A 16,630-nucleotide genomic window follows, 5' to 3' on the forward strand; every position below is an offset into this window, starting at 1 on the left:
CGTCATGCATTCACATCTGATCTTCCATAACCCTCCGGCCCTGTCGCACGAGGTAGTAGTCGAGACGTTGGAGCGGGCGCTCGAGGACCGGGTGCACGAGCCCGAGGCAGCGGACGTCATGGTCGGGACTGCCTTGTATGACGACGATCGAGAGTTTGTCGAGTACTGGTGCATGCAGGTCGGAACGCGGGCAGTGTCCGGCAGCCCGCTGCTGGGACTGGCGGGCCTGTGCCTGGGCACACTGCTCGGCGGTTCGGACAACTCAGCGATGAGGCACTTGCACTGGCACGAGCCCTTGTCGGCGCGCGCTGAGATGAATCCGGCGGACGTGGTCGGTCGTGCGCTCGACGGCCTCGACGACGTCCGATCCTTTCTGCGCCTCCGGCCGGCCTGATCCCGCAGCACGGGCCGGGCGACATCCGTCGTGGTCACGACAGGTGGACGCGCCTAGCGTAGGGCGTCGGCGAGTCTGCCAAGCGCGTCGATGACGGGTGTTCCGAACATCGCTGGATCGTTGTGTTCGAGCCCATGAAGTTCGACGCGTTCGACGAGGTTCCGTGCACTGTCCGCAACCGCTGCGCTCTGCTGGGCCGGCACGATGCTGTCGGAGGTGCCGTAGACGACGGTGATGGGGACATCGAGCTGTGCGACGGTCCCGGCGACCTCGAACCTGTCCTTCAGGACGAAGGTCGGCACGATCCGGTAGTGGTGGCGCGCGACCGATCCGAGGTCCGTGAAGGGCGAGCGTAGAAGCATTCCGGCCGGCGGTGATTCGGCGGCGAGCGCAGTCACGACGGCGCAGCCCAGACTTTCCCCGAAGTACAGCAGTCGATCCGGATCGACGTCGTCTCGGCCGCTCAGGTACTGCAGCGCGGCGCGCGCATCGCGGATTACTCCGTCCTCCGACGGACGACCGGGATTGCCGCCGTACCCGCGGTAATCGACGAGCAGTGTCGAGAATCCCGAGGCGGCGAGGTCGGCGGCGGTCTGTGCGCGCCCGAGCCGGTTCCCGCCATTACCCGGAGCGAGAAGAACCGTGAAGTCGGCGCCCGGCCCGGACGGGTTGCGGCCGGGGACGAACCACGCTCCGAGCTCGAGGCCGTCCGACGTCGTCAGAACCACGTCTTCGGCACCGGGCAGCAGCGTCGCGGCGGCGGGTGGGGGTGATGCGTCGGGCAGGAAGATCAACCGACGTTGCAGCGCCCACACCGCGACACCGGCGACCAGTACGACGACGAGAGCGATCCGCACAACCTCTGTGTAACCGATCGTGCGCGGTTGCGGTAGTGGGTACTACCGAAACCGCGCACCGGCGGCGAAGCTGCCTATCGCGGTGCCATGCGCAGCGCGCCGTCCATGCGGATGGTCTCGCCGTTGAGATAGTCGTGCTCGACGATCATCTGCGCGAGCTGTGCGTACTCGGCGGGCTGCGCGAGCCGCGACGGGAACGGCACACCGGCTTCGAGGCCCTTGCGGTAGTCCTCGGTGACGCCGGCGAGCATCGGGGTGTCGACGATGCCGGGGGCGATGGTGTTGACGCGGATACCGAACTGCGCGAGGTCGCGTGCGGCGGGCACCGTCATGCCGTGCACGCCGCCCTTCGATGCGGAGTACGCGATCTGCCCGATCTGCCCTTCGAACGCGGCGACGGATGCGGTGTTGATGATGACGCCGCGCTGGCCGGAGTCGTCGACGGTGTCGGTCTTGGAGATCGCGTCGGCGGCAAGGCGCATGACGTTGAACGTGCCGAGCAGGTTCACCGTGATGACGGTGCGGAACAGTTCCAGCTCGTGCGGACCGTTCTTGGACAGGATCCGCCCGGCCCAGCCGACACCGGCGCAGTTGACGACGATGCGCAGCGGCACTCCGGATTCGGTGATGCGGGCGACGGCGGCTGCCACCTCGTCACCGCTGGTGACATCGGTGGGAATGAGCGTGACACCGGTGGGTGCGGTGTCGCCGACCCGTTCGATGGACTGCTCGAGATCGAGTCCGAACACCGTGGCCCCGGCATCGGTGAGGCGGCGGGCGGTGGCGGCACCGAGACCCGATGCGGCACCGGTGACCAGCGCGGCAGAACCTTGAATTTCCACAGTCATGACTCCTGTTCCGGGGGACACACGTATCGAGTCGAACGATAGCGCGAGAACTGCCCGGATCACTTGCGCCGCAGCACCGCAGTGCCGATCAGTGCGGCTGCCACACAGGCACCGGCGCCGAGCAGCAACCCGGCGCGCCCACCCCACTGTTCGACGACCCAACCGGCGATGGGACCGCCGATCGCGGTGGAACCGAGGAACGCGACCGCCCACAGCGCCATCACACGCCCGCGCATCTGCGGGGAGGCGGCGAGTTGCAGGGAGCTGTTCGCGCTCGTGGTGAATGTGACGCTCAGGCCGCCGACGATCACCATGAGTGCGATCAGGACCGGCAGGGACGGTGCCGCGGCTGCGACGGCCATGGCGACACCGAAGGCGAGGGCAGCGAACACGAGCGGCTTGATGCCGGTGCGACCCCACGTGGCGACGACGAGGCCGCCCACCACGGAGCCGGCGCCCATCGCGGCGGTGAGGAAGCCGTACGCACCGGCGCCCGCCTCGAAGGTCTGGTCTGCGAGGACGGGAAGTACCACCTGGAATTCGTAGGCGAGACAGCCGACGAGCGCCATCATCGTCAACGGCACTGCCAGGTCCGGCGTGCGGCGCACGTACGCGAGCCCTTCGCGCAACTGGCCGCGGGCTCGCGCCGTCGGGGGAGAGGGGCGCAGCTTCGACACGTCGAGGGTGAGCAGCGAGGTCACCACGGCGACGAAGCTGGCGGCGTTGAGCAGGAAACAGATTCCGATGCCGCCCGCGGCGATGACGAGACCGGCCACCGCGGGGCCGATCATGCGGGAACACGCGGCCAGGGTGGACTGCAGGCTCACCGCGTTGCGCAGGTCCTCGGGCCCGACCATCTCGAGCATGAACGACTGCCGCGCCGGATTCTCGAAGCACTGGTTGAGTCCGAGTGTGAGGGCAAGGACGTAAACGTGCCACAGCTGCACGGCGTCGGTGATGACGAGCAGTCCGAGGATCAGCGCGAGCAGGCCCATCATCGACTGCAGACCGATCATGAGTCTGCGCTTGTCGGATCGGTCGGCGACGACCCCGCCGTACGGGCCGAGCAGCAGCATGGGGACGGTTTGCAGGGCCAGTACGATGCCGATCGCGGTGGCCGATCCGGTCAGTTGCAGGACGAGCCACGATTGCGCGACGATCTGCATCCACGTGCCGACGAGGGAAATCGCCTGGCCGGTGATGTAGCGGCGAAAATTGGGGCCGCGCATCGCGGCGAATGTGGTTCCACGGATATCGGCGAGCACGGTCACGTGCGCGCCTCGTTTCTGCCGCATCCCATGCTGTCGGCGAGGGCCTCGAGTGCGGGGAGCGCGTCGTACAGGGCGTCGACGTGGTGTTCGCTCAGCTCGGTGAGGTGTTCGGTGAACAGGGCGGTACGTCGGATCCGGAGTGTCTCGGCGAGGGCTGCACCGTCGGTGGTGATGTAGGCGAGAACGACGCGCTTGTCGTCGGTGTCGGCGGAACGTGACACGAGCCCGGCGTCTTCGAGCTTGCCGAGCATGCGTGAGCACATCGTGGGGTTCAGGCCTTCGAGGTCGGCGAGTTCGCGTACTCCGACCGTCTTCCGTCGCGCGACCGTGCTGAGCAGGGATGCCTGTGACGGTGTCAGACTGCCTTCGCCGGCAGGCCGGGAGACGCGGCGTGCGATGCGGCCGAGCGCGATGCGGAGTCGGTTCACCTCGTCGGAATCGAATGAATCTCCGCTCATCGGTTCACACCTCCAAGTATTTGCCTATCGGCAAGCATATACCTGGTGATGCAAACGGGTGCCGGTCTGCGTGGAAGGTCACACGTGCGAGGCAGTCACACGTGGGAAGCAGTCACACGTGGGAAGCAGTCACACGTGGGAAGCAGGGGCGGGTTCGGTGCTGTCGGTCTTCCGGGTGCGACGCGTGAACAGGAACATGGCCACCGCCGTGATCACGAGGGTGAGGCCACCGGCGACGGGGCCGACCGCGGGTGCGTCGGGAGCGATCCCGGACCCGAGCATCCATGCGCCGAATGCGAAGAACAGTGCCGAGGCGCCGAAGCGGATCGCGTTCTCCGGCAGGTGTCGACCGAGGACGACGCCTGCGATGATCGCGAGTGCGTCGGCGGCGACCATGCCGACCGTCGACCCGATCCAGACGCCGGCCCAGTCGTTGTCGGTCGAGAGCGTGATGGTCGCGAGCATCGTCTTGTCGCCGAGTTCGGCGAGGAAGAACGCCGAGGTGACGGCCAGGAATGCCGATCGTGTGACGCGGCCTGCCTTGGACTCCTCGTTGTCGTCGAGAGAGTCTCCGCGCAAGGTCCATGCGCCGAACAGCAGGAATGCGACGCCGCCGATGATCGAGATCGCTACCGTCGGAATCGCGACACCGAGATAGTGGCCGACTGCGACCGAGGCGAGGTGCACAGCGGTGGTGGCGAACAGGATGCCCGAGAGCACCACCCACCAGCGGTAGCGCAGCGCGAACGTCATGGCCATCAGCTGAGATTTGTCGCCGAGTTCGGCGATGAAGATGACTGCGAAACTCAGGACGACTGCGGACCACATCAGCGGCTCTCCTCCTCTACGTGTGGAGGAAATGGGCTTCCTCCGGACGCCGGACGCGTGGTGCGTCGACGACCGAAGGTCTCGCCCACCGGAGGCCATCCGGTTCGCCGTGCCGGGCCGATGGCGGCCAGTGTGTCGACAGGGCGATTGGGGGCTACTCCCCTTCGCGTACTCGACGTTAGCGTGCTCGAGCCGCCGCTGTAAAGGTAATGCTAAGTTTAGTAGAACCGAACTCTCATTTACGGCATAGCGTCATGCCGCCAGGAGCATGGCCAGAATTGCGGTGTCGGGATCGCTGCCGGGATCTACGTTCACCTTACTGACCAGCGACGTCACGGTCCCGTCGGCCTCGGCCTCCACCCACGCGGCGCGATGGTCGAGCCCGAGATACGGCAACCCGGGCAACAGCACACACCCCGACGCGGCGCCCGCATTCTCGGGCAGCGACGGCGTCGTCTCCGACGGGGGATGCAGCATGATCAGTGCCGGGGGCTGATGCTGCGCGAAGCACCCCGGCTCCACCGCAGTCTCCCCGAGTACCGGCCCAACCGCGAGGACGAGACCGACGGTTCCCGGTTCCGGATCGTCCGGCTGGTCCTCGCGCACCCCGAACACCGTTGAGGTCGGCAGCAGACCCGGCAGCGACGCCACCCGCACGGTCAGCGCGAGCAACTGCGTCCATTCGCGGGTTGTCGAGGGCCACCGTCCGGTCACCACGAACCCGCGTAGCGACCCACCGGAATGAAACGCGGCAATCCCGACCTGATCCCTCATGGCGTCTCTCCGATCACTCGGGGGCGATGAGGGAAGAATGCCCGTTTTTCGGGCTGGCACACAAGAGGCGCCGAGTGCCAGGTGTGTTCGTCAGTCCCGCTGCACACTCACACGGGGACACTCACGCCCGGCACCGTCACACGCAGCCGCACGACGGCCCCGGTGCGTTCACGCGCCGCGATCTCGGGCTGCCAACTCTCCGCGGTGCAGACGAACAGGTCGCGACCGTCGTCTCCACCGAGTGCCACCGCGTACGGATTCGCGATGGCGATACGGTCGGTGATCGTTCCCGCCTGCGACACCCGGATCACCTCGTTGCCGAACGGCGACGCGACCCAGATGGCGTCGTCGCGGTCGATGGCGAGCCCGTCCGGGAACACCGACCGATCGAACTCGATCAGCGTGCGACGGTCGGTGAGGGAGCCGTCGTCGCCCACCGTGAACGCGGTGAGCCTTCCCGGATTCGCGCGGGTCTCGGCGACGACGAGTGTGCCGCCGTCGGCCGTCGCGACCATCCCGTTCGCGAACAACAGGTCGTCGGCGACCGCCCGCACGGTTCCATCCGGTTCGACGAGGGTGAGCACCGCGGGAGTGATCGGATCGGGCGGTCCGCCGGCGTCGCCGTAGTTGCCCACGTATGCGCGGCCGGCACCGTCGACGTACATGTCGTTGAGATGCCAGGTCGCGAGGCCCGACAGATCCGCGTGCGTGGTGAGTGTGCCGTCGGATTCGCGCCGCATCACCGTGCGGGTGTGTCCGACGGCAACGAGCAGGCGCCCGTCGGGAAGGAAACCGAGCCCTGCGGGATGCCCGTCGATGTGGGCGACGACCTCGGACGACCCGGTGGCCGGGTCGAGGCGATACACGTCGTTCGCGTACACATCGGAGAACCACAGGCTGCCGTCGTGCCAGCGTGGACATTCGGGAAAAGCCAGGCCGGAGCACACGGTGTCGAGCGGAGTGGTCATGGCCGCACAGGTTAACGGTCGGCGGGCAGGGATGGTGCCGCGAAACGCCGACGAGGGCCACCCAGCCGGGTGACCCTCGTCCGCATGGTGCCGGTGACTAGACGATCAGGCCGGCGGTCTGGGTGCGTGCGCGCTCGAAGCGAGCCTGCACGTCGGCCCAGTTGACGATGTTCCAGAACGCCTTGACGTAGTCGGCCTTCACGTTCTGGTACTGCAGGTAGAACGCGTGCTCCCACATGTCGAGCATGAGCAGCGGGGTCAGGCCGATGGAGATGTTGCCCTGCTGATCGTAGAGCTGGACGATGATCAGACGCTGTCCGATCGAATCCCATGCCAGGATCGACCAGCCGGAGCCCTGGATGGAGTTCGCGTTCGCGGAGAAGTGCTCGCGGAACTTGTCGAACGAGCCGAATGCGTCGTCGATCGCTGCTCCGAGATCACCCGTCGGCTTGTCGCCACCCTCGGGCGAGAGGTTCTGCCAGAACACCGAGTGGTTGGTGTGGCCACCGAGGTGGAACGCCAGGTCCTTCTCGAGCTTGGTGGCCTGGGCCGCCATGGTGCCGTTCTCGCGGGCCTCGGCCAGCTTCTCGAGAGCGGTGTTCGCGCCCGCGACGTAGGTCGCGTGGTGCTTGTCGTGGTGGAGCTCCATGATCTTCGCCGAAATGTGCGGCTCGAGTGCCGCGTAGTCGTAGGGCAGTTCCGGAAGCGTGTACTCAGCCACGAAGGTTCCCTTCTTTGCGGGCCTGGTGGGCCCGTTCGATTTTTTCCGTGCCTATATGGGTATCCACCCAAACCCATAACTACACGCTGCGCAACATTCGGGCTCGGGCGGGACGCCGGGCCCCACCGACGGCCTGGCGGAACCGGCATGCGCAAAAAACCGACTCGCATCGCTCCTACCTGCACCGACTCGGCCGAACGGGTGCGCGATTGGAGGGAAAGGTGAACGGGACCTTAACATTGCGGGGTGTCTCGGCCGGTGTTCGACGTTCCGACACGCGGAGCCGAGGCACCACGTGTCCAGCTGCCTGGGCTCGACCTACTGAGATTCTTCGCCGCGATCGCGGTCGTGTACTCGCACATCTGCTTCTATCTGATCGATGACCTGGGCACCGGTTGGTGGTTCATCGACGTCGTCCACATCGTGCTGACCCGGGGCGCAGGCCTCAATATGCATCTGTCGTTCGTCGGTGTCGCGGCGTTCATGATGCTCACGGGACTACTCATCACGCGCTCGGCGATACGCCAGCCGCGAGGGCAATTCCTGATCGCTCGTGCGGCGCGGCTCGTCCCGGCCTTCTGGGTGTGCATCCTCGCGGCAATCCTGCTGGTCCGCTTCGGCATCAACGGCATGTTCAGCGGCCACACCACCGTCACCGACGGTGAGGCCGCACTCAGTTTCTTCCTCGGTGCGTTCTTCCTGAAACCGCAGGTCGCGGTTCTCGGCGTAGCGTGGACCCTCGCCGTGCAGATCGTGTTCTATCTGTTCTGCGTGAGTGGCCGGTCGCTGCTGCGTGCCAAGCCCATCGCCATGCCACTGCTCGGGGCGGCCCTGTGCATGCTCGTGATCATCTACAACCTGTACATGCCGGAGCCGTACACAGTGCCGTTCCTGTCGAAGATCGCCGCGACGCTGCCCACCGTGTTCCTCGGGCAGATCGCCTACCTTGCGTGGGCGCGGCTGATCTCCGTCCGCGGCCTGATGGTGGCTCTGATCGCCCAGGTTCAGGTGATCGTTCTCGCCACCGACATGCAGGTGTACTGGGCAGGAAGCCACTATCTGTGGACGATCAGCGTGGTGTTCGCGGTCGTGGTCCTGCTCTCCCGATACGACGGCAGGCTCGGTCGACTGCGTGTCGTGCGCTGGGTCTCGACCCGTAGCTACGCGATCTATCTCGTACACACCCTCGTCATGTACCGGATCTACGAGAACACCGTCGGATTCGTCGGAATGACGGGCGCCGTGATCTGTCTGCTCATCGGCGTCGGGCTGGTGTCCGAGCTCGTGTATCGCGGCGTCGAAGTGCCTGCGGCCCGCTGGATCAGCAATAGGTGGCTCCGGTCGAAGCGGCCCGCCGTCGCGGAAAAGGGCATCGCACGCATTCACGCGTAGCATCGGGTCATGTCCTGGTTCGACGACATCCTCGCCCATGCCGGCTCGAAGTCCCAGATGGTCGCAGCGGAAGAAGCGCTGCCCGGACGACCGGACGCCATGCCGGTCCCGGAGACGCATCACGTCAACGGTCATCGCATCGTCCCGCCCTTCCCCGAAGGTCTCGCCACCGCGGTGGTCGGTATGGGGTGTTTCTGGGGTGCAGAGAAGGAGTTCTGGGAGCTCGACGGCGTGTACTCGACCGCTGCGGGATACGCGGGCGGTTACACCCCCAACCCCACCTACGAAGAAGTCTGTTCGGGTCGTACCGGGCACACCGAAGCCGTGCTGGTCGTCTTCGACCCCGCAGTGATCGACTTCGGGGGGATCCTGAAGCAGTTCTGGGAGAACCACGATCCCACGCAGGGCATGCGACAGGGCAACGATCAAGGAACTCAGTACCGCTCCGCCATCTACACGTTCGACGAATCGCAGATCGAGGTGGCCGAGGCCACCGCAGAATCCTTCGCCGGGCGCCTCGAAGCCGCGGGATTCGGCAAGATCACCACGGAGATCGCGCCGCTCACCCAGTTCTACTACGCAGAGGGCTACCACCAGCAGTACCTTGCAAAGAACCCCAACGGATACTGCCCGGTGCACGCGACCGGCGTGAGTTGCCCGGTCGGGCTCGGAGCGTAGCGACCATCGATGTCGGAGCGTAGCCGCTTTCGATTTCGGAGCGTAAGCAGCGCTGTGCGTCACCGCACAGTGTGAGATGGGTTGGTATTCCTTGAAATTCGCCCGGCCGGCGAGCATTGTGGAGTGCAAGAGTGTCGGCCGGGGGAATGGATCGGGGTACCGAGATGACGTCCACAGCAGGGTTTCTACGGCGCACACGCCGGAGTCTGCGTGGGCGAAGTCCCCTCGTCCGCGGCACCGACCGCGTCGAAGCCCGCATCTTCTCGCTGCTCGTCGCCGCAATGCTCATCATGGTCCCCGTTGCCGGCATCGTCATCGCGAACGTCCAGAGCACGCAGGTCGCGATGGCGCAGCAGCAACTCGCCGAACGCACCATGGTCACCGCCACACTCGATGCAGACCCCATGATGGCCGACGCGGGCTGGGGCGAGTACGCCTACATCGCACCGTCGACTGCTCCCGCCACCTGGGAGTTCCGCGGAGTTGAACACCACGGCGACGTGCAGATCACCGGTTCCGAGGTCGCAGGTGACGAAGTGCAGGTGTGGGTCGACCGCGCAGGTGCTGTGACTTTGCAGCCGATGAGCGTGTCCGCCGCCGAGTTCTCGGCGGTGCTGGCCGGTGTCGCGCTGTACATCTTTGCGTTGATGATCGCCGGCGGCGTGTTCGCCTTGGCCCAGTGGAGCATCGAGCGTGCCCGCAGCCGCGAGTGGAGCCGGGACATCGAAGCGTTCCTCGGCTCCACCAGCAGCCACTGATCTACAGCGTGCGCACTTCGGGCATGACCTCCTGCGCAACCAGTTCCAGGTGGTCGAGATCGGCCAGGTCGAGAATCTGCAGATAGATCCGCTGCGTTCCGATGTTGGCGTAGGTGCGGATCTTCTCCACAACCTCCTCGGGGGTCCCCGCAAGCCCGTTCTCGCGAAGTTCGTCGACCTCACGGCCGATGCGCGCCGCACGACGGGCGATCTCCGCCTCGTCCCGCCCGCAGCACAGCACCAGCGCGTTCGAGAGCGTCAGCTCCGCGGGGTCGCGGTGTGCGTCGCGGCACGCCTGCCGCACCCGGTCGAACAGGGTCGCCGACGCTTCCACCGAATTGAAGGGAACGTTGAATTCGCTCGCGTAGCGGGCCGCCAACGCCGGTGTCCGCTTCTTTCCCGCGCCGCCGATGACCACCGGGATCTTCTGCTGGAAAGGCTTCGGCAGAGCCGGTGAATCCACGATCCGGGTGTGCGTGCCGTCGTACGAGAACTTTTCGCCCACGGGCGTCTCCCACAGGCCTGTGGTGATGGCGAGGGCGTCCTCGAGTCGATCGAAGCGTTCCTTCAACGACGGGAACGGAATGCCGTATGCGGAGTGCTCCTCCTCGAACCAGCCGGCGCCGAGACCGAACTCGACGCGACCGGAACTCATCGCGTCGACCTGCGCGACCGAGATCGCGAGCGGGCCGGGATAACGGAAGGTCGCCGAGGTCACGAGAGTGCCGAGCCGGATCGTCGAGGTGTCGCGGGCAAGGCCGGCGAGCGTGATCCACGCGTCGGTGGGGCCGGGCAGGCCCTCGGTGTTCATTGCGAGGTAGTGGTCGGAGCGGAAGAAAGCGCCGTAGCCGAGTCGTTCGGCGGTCTGCGCGACCGCGAGCAATTCGTCGTAGGTCGCGCCCTGCTGAGGTTCGGTGAAGATCCGTAATTCCATTTCTCGATTGTTTCAGGAACCCACCCGCCCCGAATTGTGAGCGGTCTCGAGCGGTGAATTCCAGCGCCGGCCATCCCTGGGGATAAACCTGTGGAAACTGTGGATAACTCCTGCGCGTAGGCATTGTGGATATTCAGTACGGCCTGCCATGCGGCTGCATCGCATATCGGCGCGTGCCACTATTGGAATCGTGAGTTCTTCCGATGTGCCCACCGTGTCGGTGGACGAGGTTCCCGCCGGGGTGTACGGCAACGACCCGGCAGAGATCTTTTGATGACCGCATATCAGATCTGCGTTCGTTGCGAAAGTCGCTGGCCGGTGTCGTACCAGGCACGACAGTGGTGCCCGTCGTGCCGCGGGTTGCTGCTCTCACCCGTCGACTCCCACGTGGCGGTTCCTCCGAACAGACGGAACTTCCGGTGGGTCGTCCGATCACCGCAGAGCGATCCCGAGAACGGCCCGGCGCCCCGCGCCCCGCAGTCCACGCCGACCCCCGAGTACGCCGAGATGCCGCGGTGGGGACTGCTCGACCGATCGCGAGAACACGACGAGGAACCGACCCGAGCGGAGACTCTCGCCGGACTGGCTCCCACGCTGCTGGCGGGGGCGGCCGCCGTGTTCGGGCTCGCAGCCGTCGCCGAACTGGTCCGGTATGTAGTGCTTCTCGTCAACCGCACGCGGCTGATCGAACCGATCGTCCTTGCCCTGTCCGACTCGGCTGTGTGGGCCACTCAGATCGTCGGTCCGCTCGTCGCGCTCGCTGCCGCGGTCGCGTCGGGTCTACGCCTGATCGAGGTCCGTCGGCACGTGTTCGCCGAGCGAGGCACCTCCGATCCGCGCTCACCGGGATCGGTCTTGTTCGGCGCGGTGGTGCCCGGCGTCAATCTTGCTCTGCCCGGCGTGTTTCTCACCGAGATCGCCGACGACAACCCGCGGATCCTGCGCGCGGTCCGGATCTGGTGGGTGCTGCTCGTGTCGAATGCGGTGCTGTTCGTGTTCGTCCTGTTCTGGCGTCAGCGAGATGCGCTCCAGGCCAAGGCCGACGCGGTGCTGTTGACTGCTGCCCTCGCCGCCCTCGCCGCGGCGGTCGCTGTGGCGGCACTGCACATCCTGCGCTTGTTCGACGGCACCGACCTGTGGGGCCGGCCCCTCGAACACCCCAGGTACACCACGGCCACCGGGCCCGCGTATGCACCGATCGCCGAGATCGTGCCCGTGCCGAAAGCCGAGCCTGTTCAGGAGGAACGGGAGACCGACGCGGAACGGACTCCGGCGGTGACATCGTGACCGAGTTCGCCGTGCCCCGCGTCGTCGCCCACCGTGGTTCGTCCGCAGCCAAGGCGGAACACACTCTCGCCGCGTACGAACTTGCGCTCGAGGAAGGCGCCGACGGTCTCGAATGCGACGTGCGTCTGACCCGCGATGGTCACCTCGTGTGCGTTCACGACCGCACGATCGACCGGACCTCGACGGGGACCGGTGTCGTGAGCGAGATGACGCTCGCGGAACTGTCCGAATTCGACTACGGGAGGCCGGGAGAGCCTGCGAGTCTGCTCACCCTGCGTCAACTGATCGAACTGATGATGGACTTCACGACTGTGCCGGTGAAGTTGTTCGTCGAAACCAAGCACCCGGTGCGGTACGGCGCGCTGGTCGAGACGAAGCTGCTTGCCGAACTGTCGAGGTTCGGATTGGCGACGCCCCCGTCGGCGGACTTCTCCCGGGTTGTGGTGATGTCGTTCGCGGCGTCCGCTGTCTGGCGGATCCGCAGGCAGGCACCGCTACTGCCCACGGTCTTGCTGGGAGAAACATCCCGCTACCTCGGTGGGAGCGCAGCCACCACCGTCGGCGCCACCGCGATCGGCCCCTCCGTCGCGACGTTGCGTGAGCATCGGGATCTCGTCGACAAGGCCGCCCTTGCTGGTCGGGCGACGTACTGCTGGACGGTCGACGAGCCCGCGGACATCGAGTTGTGCCGCACACTTGGTGTCGGCTGGGTGGCCACCAATCACCCCGGGCGTACCAAGGCTCAACTCGACGCAGTGCCCGGCGTGTAGTTTTGCGCCGTGGCGAAGAAGAGCAAGAGAAACAGCGGACCCAAGCCCGGCAGCAATCGCGCGGCCAAGCTCGAGCAGCGCAGGCTCGAACGGGAAGCGGCGTCCGGCGCATCGTCCCGACCGTTCGAGGCCCTCGCTCTCGAACTCGACCTCGTGGCGTTGCGGGAGTTCGTGCCGTCCGCGCTCGTCGACCTTCCGGTCGCAGGTGGCGGACGCCGAGTGGTCGGCGCGACCATCCTCCCGGGCGGTGTCGCGGCGCTCGCGCGCGAGGAAGGCGGAGAGGTCGTCGGATACGTCGGGCTGCAATTGGCGACCTTCGGTCCCGATCCCGCCGGGGAACTCGGCGCAGCAGTCGAGTGGGCCCTCACCGCGGAGCCCGGGACGTCGTTGAAGGTGTCGGAGCCGACCGCGGATTCGGCACGCCTACAGGATCTGCTCGTAGCCGACGAGCTTCCCTCGATCACCGTGCACCAGGATTTCCAGTGGTGGATCCCGGAAGGTGTCGAGGCCGCGCCTGATGTCGCGCAGACGCTGCAGCAGGCCAACGCTGCCGTGATGCCCTCGGCTCGTCTCGACGGCGAGAATCTGGTTGCGGCGTGGTGGGTCGATACCGGAGAGAAGGCGCACCTGCGCTGGATTCGTCCGGAGGACGAGGACGCACTGATGACGGCGCTGTCGCGCGTGCACGCTGCCGGTGGACTGCACCTCGGTGAGGGGTCGCGGTTCGCGGGCTCGTTCCGCACGCACGGCCTGCTGGTGCCCGTGTTCGACCTCGATCGTGAGAAGCATCCCGACGAATGGGTCGCGGCGACCCGCGAACTCGGCGCCCGACTCGATGCGGCGCTGGCCGACGAGTCGCCGCTCACCGTCGCCGAGCGAGGCTCCCGCGACGGCCTGCGCAGCCGCCAGGTCACTCTGCGCTGACCGGCCACCTTCGGACAAGCGAATGGCACACCCGATCGCCTGAGGCGAGCCGGTGTGCCATTCGCTCGGGGGCAGCGAGGCTGGCTAGATGCTGCCGCCTGCGGCCAGCGGGGCGTTGCCGCCCCGCGCCTCGGTCTTCGAGTTGAACTCGCGTGCGACGAAGTCCTCGAGGTTGAAGAGGTTCTCGCCTGCACGATCGGCGACGGTCAGCAGCGTGGTCACGGTCGCGACCTCCTCGACCTGCTCCTGCAGGAACCACTGCATGAACTGCTCACCCAGGTAGTCGCCTTCATCGCGCGCGGTGCGGGCGAGCTCGACGATCTGCTCGGTCACGGCCTTCTCCTGTTCGAGGGCCAGTGCGATCGGCTCGCGGGCGCTCTCGAACATCGACTGGCAGGCGTCGACACCGGTGAGGTCGACGGCGATGTCGCGGTCGAGGAAGTACTGGACGATCATCATGGCGTGGTTGCGTTCTTCGACCGCCTGCGCGTAGAAGTGCTTCGCGAGCTGCGGGAGATCAGCGTTGTCGTAGAAGATCGCGATCGCGATGTACTGATGCGATGCATTGAATTCGTTGCGAATCTGGTCGTGCAGAAGCGAATGGAATTTGGTGCTGCGTGATTCGCCCATTGTTGTCATGTCGACGACGTTAATGCAGGTCAAGGTTAATTACATCCAAGCTTTGGCTAGACTGATTTATCGGAGTATTGCCTAAGCTGGGCCATTTGAGGATTGGCTAACCCAAGATCATCCGGGGTGACCGGGGCATCGAATTCGATGGTTTTTCGACGACCACTGTAAGAGGAATCTAGACCATTCCGTGGGGCAGTGGAGGGGCGCCCGCCCTCTCCGGCGCCTCGCTGAGTTCGCGCTCCACGAACGTCTCGAGCTGGAAGAGGTTGTCGCCGGCCCGGCGTGCGGTGGTTGCGAGGGTGTTCATCGTCGCGACCTCGTCCACCTGCTCCTGCAGGAACCACTGCACGAACTGTTCTCCCAGGTAGTCGCCCTCTTCGCGGGCCGTCCGGGCAAGCTCGACGATCTCGTCTGTGAGCCGCTTCTCGTTCTCGAGCGCGAGCGAGATGGGTGCGTGGACGTCGCTGAATCCCGACACGGCGGCACCGACCGCAGGTAGTTCCACCGATATGTTCCGGTCGACGAAATAGCGGATCACCATCAGCGCATTGCGATGTTTCTCTTTCGCCTCCGAGTAGAAATGGGCGGCCAGATGGGGCAGATCGAGGTTGTCGAAATGTACGGCGATCGCCATGTGCTGGTACGACACGTCGAAGAAATTCCCGATCTCGCTCTGCAACAGGATGTGAAAACGAGTCGTGGGTCGTTCGGATGTGCCCATGATCACACGTTAGACGGTGGCCGGGAAAACGGTCAGGGCGCGGGTGCGAGAAGCTCTGCCGGGATCTGCTGGTCCTGTTCGAGCGCGCCGAAGAACTGGAGTGCGCGCTCCCGATCCCACAGCAGCACATTGCCGACCCCGTAGACGTCCTCGAATCCACCGACCGGGACTGTCGCGGTCACTGTCTGGCCGCGCATTGCCCACGCGAGCCGGCCGAGGTCCCACAGATGATCGCCTTCGTCGACGCGCACGGAACCCGCCGCCCCCGATACGAGCGGCCACAGCCGGAACGGATTGAGGAAGGTGGTGGGGCTGGTCGCCTTGCCCAGCAACGCCGACATGAACAACCGCTGGTTGTTCATCCGGTCGAGGTCGGCAAGCGGTGTCGCTCGGGTGCGCACGAACCCGAGCGACTGCGCCCCGTTCAGTTCCTGGCAGCCCGCCTCGAGGTTCAGACCTGCGAGGGGGTCGTCGATCGGGTACGGGACGCAGATGTCGACACCACCGACCGCATCGACTATCGACGCGAATCCACTGAAGCCGATCTCGGTGTAGTGATCGATGTGGATTCCCGTCGCTCCTTCGACCGTTTGGACGAGTAGTTGCGGCCCACCGAGCGCGAACGAAGCGTTGAGCTTGTCCTGTCCGAAGCCGGGAACGGGGACGTACGAGTCGCGGGGCAGGCTCACCATCGTGGTCGCGCCACCCCCGCTGGGGACGTGGACGAGCAGGATCGTGTCGGTGCGATCGGGGCCGACGTCGCCGCCGGTGGCGAGTTCCTGTTCCTGTTCGGGGGTCAGCCCGATGCGGCTGTCGGAGCCGACCAGCAAGAAATTGGTTCCGGGAGTGTCGCCGACACGGCCCTCGTAGTCGGCGAGCGCGTCGATCCGGTCGAGTTTGCCGTCGAAGTAGACGACACCCGCGACCGCGGCGATCAGCAGGACGGCGAGCAGCGCGCCCACGCGGCGCATTGCCCGTCGGACTCCGCCGGGTCGTCTGCGACGCGGTTCGGGTTCGGCGACCGGCGGCCGGCGACGACGCGGGGGAGCGGGGGGTGGCGCAGTCGCGGTACGTCGCTTCTCGACGACGGGCTCGGGTCGCTGCCGCGGCTGGTGCTGTTGCGGCGGCGGTTGCCGGCGGGGCTGCCTGCTCGGTGGTGGCTGCTGTGGAGGTGGTTGCCTGCGGGTCGGTGCAGGCGCGACGCGCTGCTCGGGCCCGGGTGTCTGCGACCACGCCCGCGGCGGCGCGGCCGGGTTGCGCCGGATGATCTGATTACCTTCCGGAGGTGGGGGCGCGGCGCGAGGTGGAACGGGTGGGCGCATCGGCGGTTGCCGGCGCGGTGGCGGCCCCTGGGGTGGGCGCGGCCGGTTCCGAGGATCGGGTTGGTCGCCGTTCACCCGAGCAACTGTACGTT

The 16,630-nt window shown here is 66.3% G+C and carries 19 protein-coding genes; 7 read left to right on the forward strand and 12 right to left on the reverse strand.

The features are described from left to right. Positions 1-4: 4 nt before the first annotated feature. Positions 5-394, forward strand: coding sequence for a hypothetical protein (locus ACFWCF_RS18525; RefSeq protein WP_378564286.1), 390 nt, complete (start codon positions 5-7; stop codon positions 392-394). 53 nt (positions 395-447) lie between these two features. Here ACFWCF_RS18525 and ACFWCF_RS18530 read toward each other — a convergent pair whose 3' ends face one another. From ACFWCF_RS18530 to ACFWCF_RS18565, 8 genes are all read right to left on the reverse strand, one after another. Further along, a complete protein-coding gene (locus tag ACFWCF_RS18530; RefSeq protein ID WP_378564289.1) occupies positions 448-1,251 on the reverse strand; it encodes an alpha/beta hydrolase in 804 nt (267 codons plus the stop codon). A 74-nt stretch (positions 1,252-1,325) separates the two neighbouring features. Beyond that, a complete protein-coding gene (locus ACFWCF_RS18535; protein WP_378489451.1) occupies positions 1,326-2,093 on the reverse strand; it encodes an SDR family NAD(P)-dependent oxidoreductase in 768 nt (255 codons plus the stop codon). 65 nt (positions 2,094-2,158) lie between these two features. Further along, complete coding sequence (locus tag ACFWCF_RS18540; protein ID WP_378564292.1) at positions 2,159-3,370, reverse strand: MFS transporter; 1,212 nt, start codon at positions 3,368-3,370, stop codon at positions 2,159-2,161. Then, positions 3,367-3,828, reverse strand: coding sequence for a MarR family winged helix-turn-helix transcriptional regulator (locus ACFWCF_RS18545; protein ID WP_378564295.1), 462 nt, complete (start codon positions 3,826-3,828; stop codon positions 3,367-3,369). Before ACFWCF_RS18545 ends, ACFWCF_RS18540 begins: the two co-directional genes overlap by 4 nt. 129 nt (positions 3,829-3,957) lie before the next feature. Continuing rightward, on the reverse strand, positions 3,958-4,656 hold the full coding sequence (locus tag ACFWCF_RS18550; RefSeq protein WP_378564298.1) for a TMEM165/GDT1 family protein: 699 nt from the start codon (positions 4,654-4,656) through the stop codon (positions 3,958-3,960). Between the two features lie 252 nt (positions 4,657-4,908). After that, positions 4,909-5,430 carry a peptidase gene (locus ACFWCF_RS18555; RefSeq protein WP_378489322.1) on the reverse strand — a complete coding sequence of 174 codons (522 nt, stop codon included), beginning with the start codon at positions 5,428-5,430 and terminating at the stop codon, positions 4,909-4,911. Positions 5,431-5,537: 107 nt separating this feature from the next. Then, entirely contained in the window at positions 5,538-6,398 is an 861-nt protein-coding gene (locus ACFWCF_RS18560) for an SMP-30/gluconolactonase/LRE family protein (protein ID WP_378564301.1), read from the reverse strand. 97 nt (positions 6,399-6,495) lie between these two features. After that, positions 6,496-7,119: a superoxide dismutase gene (locus ACFWCF_RS18565; RefSeq protein WP_378489324.1), complete on the reverse strand. Its 624-nt coding sequence runs from the start codon at positions 7,117-7,119 to the stop codon at positions 6,496-6,498. A 258-nt stretch (positions 7,120-7,377) separates the two neighbouring features. Between ACFWCF_RS18565 and ACFWCF_RS18570 the strand changes: the two genes are divergently transcribed. The 3 genes from ACFWCF_RS18570 (at position 7,378) to ACFWCF_RS18580 (ending at position 9,947) form a co-directional block, all read left to right on the forward strand. Further along, the gene (locus ACFWCF_RS18570) at positions 7,378-8,511 is read left to right on the forward strand and encodes an acyltransferase family protein (protein ID WP_378564535.1); all 1,134 of its coding nucleotides are present in this window, start codon (positions 7,378-7,380) and stop codon (positions 8,509-8,511) included. Positions 8,512-8,520: 9 nt separating this feature from the next. Then, complete coding sequence (msrA, locus tag ACFWCF_RS18575) at positions 8,521-9,189, forward strand: peptide-methionine (S)-S-oxide reductase MsrA (protein WP_378564303.1); 669 nt, start codon at positions 8,521-8,523, stop codon at positions 9,187-9,189. 164 nt (positions 9,190-9,353) lie between these two features. Then, entirely contained in the window at positions 9,354-9,947 is a 594-nt protein-coding gene (locus ACFWCF_RS18580; protein WP_378489326.1) for a hypothetical protein, read from the forward strand. Between the two features lies 1 nt (position 9,948). Here ACFWCF_RS18580 and ACFWCF_RS18585 read toward each other — a convergent pair whose 3' ends face one another. Further along, the gene (locus tag ACFWCF_RS18585) at positions 9,949-10,881 is read right to left on the reverse strand and encodes an LLM class F420-dependent oxidoreductase (RefSeq protein ID WP_378564306.1); all 933 of its coding nucleotides are present in this window, start codon (positions 10,879-10,881) and stop codon (positions 9,949-9,951) included. Between the two features lie 273 nt (positions 10,882-11,154). On the opposite strand from ACFWCF_RS18585, the gene ACFWCF_RS18590 reads away from it, so the two are divergent. Genes ACFWCF_RS18590 through ACFWCF_RS18600 form a run of 3 tightly spaced genes read left to right on the forward strand, consistent with a single transcriptional unit; the run spans position 11,155 to position 13,862 of the window. Next, positions 11,155-12,168 carry a DUF4328 domain-containing protein gene (locus ACFWCF_RS18590; RefSeq protein WP_378564309.1) on the forward strand — a complete coding sequence of 338 codons (1,014 nt, stop codon included), beginning with the start codon at positions 11,155-11,157 and terminating at the stop codon, positions 12,166-12,168. Then, on the forward strand, positions 12,165-12,938 hold the full coding sequence (locus ACFWCF_RS18595) for a glycerophosphodiester phosphodiesterase (protein ID WP_378489329.1): 774 nt from the start codon (positions 12,165-12,167) through the stop codon (positions 12,936-12,938). The genes ACFWCF_RS18590 and ACFWCF_RS18595 overlap by 4 nt, the downstream gene beginning before the upstream one ends. A 9-nt stretch (positions 12,939-12,947) precedes the next feature. Beyond that, complete coding sequence (locus ACFWCF_RS18600; RefSeq protein ID WP_378564312.1) at positions 12,948-13,862, forward strand: DUF5926 family protein; 915 nt, start codon at positions 12,948-12,950, stop codon at positions 13,860-13,862. Positions 13,863-13,946: 84 nt separating this feature from the next. On the opposite strand, the gene ACFWCF_RS18605 is transcribed toward ACFWCF_RS18600, so the two are convergent. The 3 genes from ACFWCF_RS18605 to ACFWCF_RS18615 form a co-directional block, all read right to left on the reverse strand. Then, the gene (locus ACFWCF_RS18605) at positions 13,947-14,501 is read right to left on the reverse strand and encodes a ferritin (protein WP_378489331.1); all 555 of its coding nucleotides are present in this window, start codon (positions 14,499-14,501) and stop codon (positions 13,947-13,949) included. 169 nt (positions 14,502-14,670) lie between these two features. Further along, positions 14,671-15,216: a ferritin gene (locus ACFWCF_RS18610; protein ID WP_378489332.1), complete on the reverse strand. Its 546-nt coding sequence runs from the start codon at positions 15,214-15,216 to the stop codon at positions 14,671-14,673. 32 nt (positions 15,217-15,248) lie between these two features. Next, on the reverse strand, positions 15,249-16,613 hold the full coding sequence (locus tag ACFWCF_RS18615; protein ID WP_378489333.1) for an LCP family protein: 1,365 nt from the start codon (positions 16,611-16,613) through the stop codon (positions 15,249-15,251). Positions 16,614-16,630 lie beyond the last annotated feature (17 nt).

Source organism: Rhodococcus sp. NPDC060090, assembly GCF_042729855.1.
GTDB lineage: Bacteria > Actinomycetota > Actinomycetes > Mycobacteriales > Mycobacteriaceae > Rhodococcus.

Coding starts and splice junctions, on each gene's coding strand:
- ACFWCF_RS18560 (WP_378564301.1), bottom strand. CDS start 6,398: ATGACCACTCCGCTCGACACCGTGTGCTCCGGCCTGGCTTTTCCCGAA.
- ACFWCF_RS18550 (WP_378564298.1), bottom strand. CDS start 4,656: ATGTGGTCCGCAGTCGTCCTGAGTTTCGCAGTCATCTTCATCGCCGAA.
- ACFWCF_RS18525 (WP_378564286.1), top strand. CDS start 5: ATGCATTCACATCTGATCTTCCATAACCCTCCGGCCCTGTCGCACGAG.
- ACFWCF_RS18610 (WP_378489332.1), bottom strand. CDS start 15,216: ATGGGCACATCCGAACGACCCACGACTCGTTTTCACATCCTGTTGCAG.
- ACFWCF_RS18545 (WP_378564295.1), bottom strand. CDS start 3,828: ATGAGCGGAGATTCATTCGATTCCGACGAGGTGAACCGACTCCGCATC.
- ACFWCF_RS18590 (WP_378564309.1), top strand. CDS start 11,155: ATGACCGCATATCAGATCTGCGTTCGTTGCGAAAGTCGCTGGCCGGTG.
- ACFWCF_RS18605 (WP_378489331.1), bottom strand. CDS start 14,501: ATGACAACAATGGGCGAATCACGCAGCACCAAATTCCATTCGCTTCTG.
- ACFWCF_RS18555 (WP_378489322.1), bottom strand. CDS start 5,430: ATGAGGGATCAGGTCGGGATTGCCGCGTTTCATTCCGGTGGGTCGCTA.
- msrA (WP_378564303.1), top strand. CDS start 8,521: ATGTCCTGGTTCGACGACATCCTCGCCCATGCCGGCTCGAAGTCCCAG.
- ACFWCF_RS18580 (WP_378489326.1), top strand. CDS start 9,354: ATGACGTCCACAGCAGGGTTTCTACGGCGCACACGCCGGAGTCTGCGT.
- ACFWCF_RS18585 (WP_378564306.1), bottom strand. CDS start 10,881: ATGGAATTACGGATCTTCACCGAACCTCAGCAGGGCGCGACCTACGAC.